This is a genomic window from Acidimicrobiia bacterium, from assembly GCA_029210695.1.
In the GTDB taxonomy this organism is placed as follows: domain Bacteria; phylum Actinomycetota; class Acidimicrobiia; order Spongiisociales; family JAHEDJ01; genus JAHEDJ01.
On the sequence record JARGFH010000126.1, the window covers coordinates 1 to 3,356 of the forward strand.

4 protein-coding genes are annotated in these 3,356 nt (G+C 60.3%); 2 read left to right on the forward strand and 2 right to left on the reverse strand.

The window, feature by feature from the left end:
• The first annotated feature begins 100 nt into the window (after positions 1 to 100).
• Together P1T08_18485 and P1T08_18490 are read left to right on the forward strand one after the other, a co-directional pair.
• Positions 101 to 535, forward strand: a complete 435-nt coding sequence (locus P1T08_18485) for a pyridoxamine 5'-phosphate oxidase family protein (GenBank protein ID MDF1598064.1) — start codon at positions 101 to 103, stop codon at positions 533 to 535.
• Positions 525 to 1,733 (forward strand): methyltransferase, encoded by a 1,209-nt coding sequence (locus tag P1T08_18490; protein ID MDF1598065.1) that lies wholly within the window; start codon positions 525 to 527, stop codon positions 1,731 to 1,733. Before P1T08_18485 ends, P1T08_18490 begins: the two co-directional genes overlap by 11 nt.
• Before the next feature lie 113 nt (positions 1,734 to 1,846).
• On the opposite strand, the gene P1T08_18495 is transcribed toward P1T08_18490, so the two are convergent.
• A complete protein-coding gene (locus P1T08_18495; protein MDF1598066.1) occupies positions 1,847 to 2,269 on the reverse strand; it encodes a cupredoxin domain-containing protein in 423 nt (140 codons plus the stop codon).
• A gap of 120 nt (positions 2,270 to 2,389) precedes the next feature.
• Complete coding sequence (locus P1T08_18500; protein MDF1598067.1) at positions 2,390 to 3,199, reverse strand: sugar transferase; 810 nt, start codon at positions 3,197 to 3,199, stop codon at positions 2,390 to 2,392.
• Positions 3,200 to 3,356 lie beyond the last annotated feature (157 nt).

Below are 3,356 nucleotides of genomic sequence, written 5' to 3' on the forward strand. Positions count from 1 at the left end.
GGTCTCCGGCATCACCCACGACTGGCCCGCCGCCAACCAACCTCACCGAAAGCCACTTTTTCGGCAGCCACCTAGACGAACTCGCCTATCGTGAAAGACTATGGATCTCCCGGACGTCATCGCCCATTCCGCACGGCTTGGACCAATCGTGCACCTGGCCACAGTGGCACCAGATGGGATCCCTCATGTCGCGCCGGTTCACGTCGACTGGCACGATCGAATGCTCTACTGCGCGGTCGGACGATCGAGCGCAAAAGTGCACAATGCGGCTGCTAACCCGTCCGTCTGTCTGCATCATCAGGTGACCGCGGATTCCGGGTGGGATTCGCTGATGGTCTGGGGTGTTACTCGCCTGTTGACCTCATCCTCGCACAAGCATGAACTGTGGTCGGTGATGTCATATGATCTCAATCTCTTCTCGCCGGGTGGTCCGGACAACTCGCCTGAAACGATCTTCATCGAGATCAAGCCGAGCCGGGCGCTCTTCTTGGCCCGGTTCGGGTTCGACGGCCGATCGGAGTGGCGTGCCGGCTGAGAGAACCGCGCCGGTGGAGGCGTCTCCGCACTTCAAGAAGTTCGTCACGCTGCGCGTCGGCGGAACGCTCCTCGAACTGGCCGTGGCCCACGACCTGTTCAGCAGCCACGCCGTCGATGCAGGGTCGAAGCTGTTGCTTCGAACTCTCGTGACCATCGACCCTCCCGCTTCGATCCTCGACGTCGGCTGCGGATACGGGCCAATCGGGTTGGCATTGAAAGCGACATTCCCCGATGCCCGGCTCGAGATGATCGATCGCGACGCCCTGGCAGTGAGCTTCGCGTCGGCCAACGCTTCCCGCAACGAGATCGAGGACACCACCGCCTACGGCAGTCTCGGCTACGACTCAGTCGGCCCCCACCACCGCTTCGATCTCATCGTCGCCAACCTTCCCGGCAAAGCCGGATCGGCGGTGATCGAGGAGCTACTGCTGGGTGCCGGTCGGGTGCTGCGTCCGGGAGGAAAAGCCGCGGTCGTCGCCGTGGCGGCACTCAACGACCTGGTGGCGGACGTGCTGGAGAACAGTCGGGCCGAAGTTCTGTTGCGCGAGGAGGCTCGCGACTACACGGTCTTTCACTTCCGGGCGGAGCCGGGAGCCGGCGATGCAGCATCGTCTTTCGAGCGGGGCGTCTATACACGTGCCCAAACGGGTTTCTCATTTGCTTCGTTGGATTGGGAAGCTTCCACCGCATGGGGGTTGCCGGAGTTCGATTCGCTGAGTTACCGCACGCGACTGATGGTCAAACTGATCGCCAACGCCCATCAGAAACGAGCAAGGGCACTTGTTCTCGAACCCGGCCAGGGACATGTCGCAATGGCGCTCCACCGTTGTTGCTCACCAGACAAGATCACCCTGGCCGGTCGGGACCTCCTGGCGCTTGAGGCCTCCCGGGCGAATCTGGAGTTGAATGAGGTGGGAGCCGGCACGGTGGACGTTCACCATGCTCCGGACCTCTCCCCCCTGATCGGTCCGTTCGACCTGGTGGCGGCGGCCCTGGCCGACAAGCTCCCGATCAACCTCACGACGGCCATTGTCGGAGATTTGGTGGAAACAGTAACCAAACGAGGATCACTGGTTCTGGGTGGACGTAGCACCACGATCACCAGGGTCGTGGAGTCGGGGATTCTCACAGGACTGGCGGTGAAGGAACGAGTTCGCAAGCACGGCTTCAGCGCGGTTCGAGTCCGACGAGGCTGAGCGGCCTCATCCAGGCGTCGAGGCCCCGGACGGCTGAGCTGCGTTCGGCTGTTGCTTCCATGGAGAAGGGGCCCCACCATGCGGTGGGACCCCTTTCGATGAATGCCGAATGCTCAGCCTTCGTCTACGACTGTCAGCGTTCCCTCCATGCCGGCATCGAAGTGACTGGGGATGGCGCAGATGATCTGATACTCGCCTGCCGCAGGGGCCGTGAACGTCTCGCTCTTGGAAGCTCCAGGCTCCACCTCTTCTTCCCAGTAAACGAAATCGGCCAGCAGTACTTCCTCGGTATCCGGAAGATCTGCTTCGCTGCTGATGGTGACGCCGGGCTTGAGTAGGACCCACTCATGCTCGACGGCGCCTTCGTTCGTCATGCTGATGGTGATTGTCTCACCTGCTGGGATCTCCCAGGAGGTCGGGCTGAATGCAAAGTCCTTGAGAGTGGCGTCGATCTCGGTGGCTGCTCCGCCACCACATCCGGATAACACGATGATCAAGCCGAGTACCGTCGATGCGAACACGCGCCGCGTAGTCATAGTTGGTCCTCCCCTTCAGTTGGATCCCACTGCCCGTTCGAGCAGATAGCCAATGGACCTTAGAACCTGTCGGCCAGAATTTCTACTGATTGGTCGTTCGAATATTCGAGCCGTGGCTATCTAGAAGGACCGCTCGCCCTTCACCAAGGCGAGTGGAGTCATCATGATGAGGTACAAGTCAAGCCACAGTGTCTGACAACCAACGTATAACAGGTCGAGTCGCATGCGCTCGTCGAAAGTCGTCTCCGACCTGCGGAATACCTGCCAAAGACCCGTCAGCCCAGGCGGGACTGAGTGTCGATGCTTGAACTCCTCTGGATTGAGTTCGGCGACTTCCTCCTCGACGAGTGGGCGCGGGCCCACCAACGACATCGTCCCTCTGAGAATATTGAAGAGTTGAGGCAACTCGTCCAGTCCCGTCCTACGAATGAACCGGCCTACTCTCGTTAGCCGCGGATCATTGGGTGACTTGTACACGGGAGATTCGACCTTGTGCTCGTCAGCCGCGATCGCCTCCGCGATATCGTGGACGGTGAGCCCGGATCTCATCGATCGGAACTTCCACACCATGAACTCTCGGCCGTGGCGCCCGATCCGTCGATGTCTGTAGAAAACAGGGCCTCTTGACGAGGTCTTGATGGCGACCGCCGTCAACACGATGATCGGCAAAAGAGCTAGGAGCAGGATCACTGCCGTCACGATGTCCAAGACCCGCTTCACCGCCCGACGCGCGACCAGGAAGACCGGAGAGACGTCACTATTGATTCGAAGCTGAAGGCTGCGGGCGCCAATGGCGGCGAACGGCAACTGAAGCGTTATCCCATCGACATCCGTAGAGTCGGCGAGGTCTATGTAGAGTGGGTCGTCCTCCTTTGTTGGAGCGAATTCCCACGCACCAACGGACGGCGCCAACCAAGGTTCCCTGATCACGATAGCCTCCCAGCAAAGGTGATGTGCCCCAAGGGCCCGTGATCCCCGGTCTTCTACCCACCAAGGGGATTGAAGACAAACTGAACCGCCCTGGGTTTGATGGAGACTCGGTTGTTTGGTTTCCAAGTCATCCGGTAGTGGTCAGTTGAGCGTAGTG

Bases quoted from the DNA above. Each gene is read 5' to 3' on its own strand.
- P1T08_18485 (MDF1598064.1), top strand. From the start codon at position 101: ATGGATCTCCCGGACGTCATCGCCCATTCCGCACGGCTTGGACCAATC.
- P1T08_18495 (MDF1598066.1), bottom strand. From the start codon at position 2,269: ATGACTACGCGGCGCGTGTTCGCATCGACGGTACTCGGCTTGATCATC.